Raw genomic sequence first — 2,228 nt, 5'->3', positions numbered from 1 at the left:
TGCCCGCTCTTCTTTAGCCATCTCGCTCGCGCAATGACTATAACGCGTGCCAGGTTACCAGGTTTCGTGGCTCAAATGTGGGTAATCACAAGGGCCCAGTCCCGCTTACATCCCAGGGGAAGCGGAAGGCTCATTGGTGAACTTCAGAGTCGACTCGAGCAGAGGTAGCCATCACGCCGGCCGAACGTCCGTATCAGAGAAATGTGAGAGGCTATATTGGGTCCGGGCTGCGACCTCCCCACGGCACCATGGTCGAGACAGCATCGTCGGTCGGGGTGCGGCCAATAGCAGCCAGTCGACTCCCACTGCCAAATAGTCGACAATCGTCCAACAACCAACGCGAATGATGATTGTCGGGGTCCAATGCAAATGAACGTATCGAAAGTCGGGCTTGGGTTGGTAGGAGCCGTAATCGCGTTCACGGCGAGTTCAGCACCGGCGCAGCTAGCCGGGCGTTGGGTATGGGAGACACCGCCTACGGATTGTTCAAAAGGACGCGCAATCTCATTCAACGTCGTTCAGGATGGATCTGCAGTGTCGGGAACGTGGGATGAAGGTTCCACCAAAGATAACGATGGCAGCCTCTCAGGCGTGATGCTGGACGATCACTCTGCGCTCGTGAGCATATGCGACGAATCGGGGAATGGCTATTACCCCGCGTGCCCTGACTTCGGACAAGAATTTCGGTATCTGACGCTGCGTCAAGGGGAACTCTGGGTCTACGCGAATAAGGATAACCAAAATAATGAGCACGCGCAGTTCATCCCTTCCGTAACCTTGGAGCCGGATACACCGCATCGACGTGCCCTCGCTGACAAGCGGTTACAAGCGACAATCCGCAAAAATGGAGGGACGCTGGACGGGCTGTTCTGCAACGAAACGGCGTGGCCTAGATACATCGGTGGGAATCCCGACGATGACCGGCTGGTCACGATAGATATTCCGAAAGCAATGTCCGGGCGCTAAAACGAGCAATCGGTGGCAATGGATTGCGACCAGTATCAGCCGTTCGACACCGCCGCCCGGATCGTTGAGGGCCTGTATCAATTCGCCTCAGGAACCGGCGGGGGGCGACGGAACTGAATATTCGAAGGGGTACTCCGCATATGCGTATATTCATGAGAGCTGCAATTGCTTCAGCGTCGCTGGCATGCCTCGGAAGTTTTAGCGCGGTTGTTCATGCACAAGCAACGTGCGAGCACTTTGAAAGGACAACCTCCGAGCTGAAACGGCAGCACCCACATGTCGATATTTCGAATTTGAGTTCGCGCGAACTGTGTTTTGATAACTGCACCGCAAAGCAGATTCGGGCTGACCAGTTTTGGGAGAACGCCGCGCCGGGCGCCGCCGACTCGATCCGAACCAAATTGGTTGAATATGCGGATTGGACGGGGTACGTGACTGACATAGCAATCCGCGGAAGAGCAAATCCCATTGTAAGAATCGCACGTTACGTGGGCACCGCTTCTTGTATGCGTGATACCTATCTGGACCGTGCTGCGGATGGCTATAGGCTAGTGAGCAATCCAACCCTCGACGGCTTCTCTCAGGAAGCGGGGTACTGCGGCGGGGCATTCGTCTACTTCGAGACTTGGCGGGGCACCACGTATGCAGTCCTCTGGGACCAAGGTGAACGCTACAAGGAAATAGTTGCCTATCGCATGACGCCAATGCTCGATACGGAGAAGGTTTGTGCCGTTCGAAGAACGGGGCGGCAGGAAGCCGACAAATAGCCGCGAGGATGGTGTCGGTCGCGCGTATCCGCAGAGCCACAAGACATTTGGGGACCCCTTAATTTCGTTCGACAGCAACTGTCTCTTGTTTATTCACGAGGCGGGCGACCGTCCGTTATCGAGAAAGCTGAAGGGCCGTTGAGGGTCGGGTGCCGCCGATCGCAAATGGCGGTGCTCATCCCCCCTGCCGAAGTTTGCTGTCGGACCGTGGTCGGCCAATACGGGACGTTCGACGGGCTGACCTAGATTGGCGACAATCAGAACGGTCAACGCATTCCAACTTTGGCAAACGGACCACGTCCAAGAAAAAATGGAAACCACCACCCCTATTGTTGCGACCGACCGTTGTTTGCTCAGACCTGCGACAACTCACGACTATGACGCGCTGGTTGCGGGGATTGGAGCGCCGGGGTTCCCTGCAGAACTTCCACTAGCCAATTTGCAACGGCAAGGAAAGCTGAAACCTTGGTTGGATTCGATGCTCGCGATGTCGTT

The 2,228-nt window shown here is 56.0% G+C and carries 3 protein-coding genes; all 3 read left to right on the top strand.

Translation table 11 applies throughout. The annotated features are described in order from the left end of the window. Positions 1-534: 534 nt before the first annotated feature. Entirely contained in the window at positions 535-966 is a 432-nt protein-coding gene (locus tag F759_RS0135440; RefSeq protein ID WP_152530807.1) for a hypothetical protein, read from the top strand. A gap of 152 nt (positions 967-1,118) precedes the next feature. Then, a complete protein-coding gene (locus F759_RS0135435; RefSeq protein ID WP_152530806.1) occupies positions 1,119-1,733 on the top strand; it encodes a hypothetical protein in 615 nt (204 codons plus the stop codon). A 310-nt stretch (positions 1,734-2,043) separates the two neighbouring features. Further along, a partial coding sequence (locus tag F759_RS43875) for a hypothetical protein (RefSeq protein WP_209440546.1) occupies positions 2,044-2,228 on the top strand: 185 nt, incomplete at its 3' end.

This window comes from Paraburkholderia dilworthii (genome assembly GCF_000472525.1).
In the GTDB taxonomy this organism is placed as follows: domain Bacteria; phylum Pseudomonadota; class Gammaproteobacteria; order Burkholderiales; family Burkholderiaceae; genus Paraburkholderia; species Paraburkholderia dilworthii.
Note: the sequence above shows the minus strand (reverse complement) of the source record. Positions and strands in the feature narration are given on the sequence as shown.

What these genes read in the sequence shown, in the direction of transcription:
- F759_RS0135435 (WP_152530806.1), top strand. Translation starts at nt 1,119, where the DNA reads ATGAGAGCTGCAATTGCTTCAGCGTCGCTGGCATGCCTCGGAAGTTTT.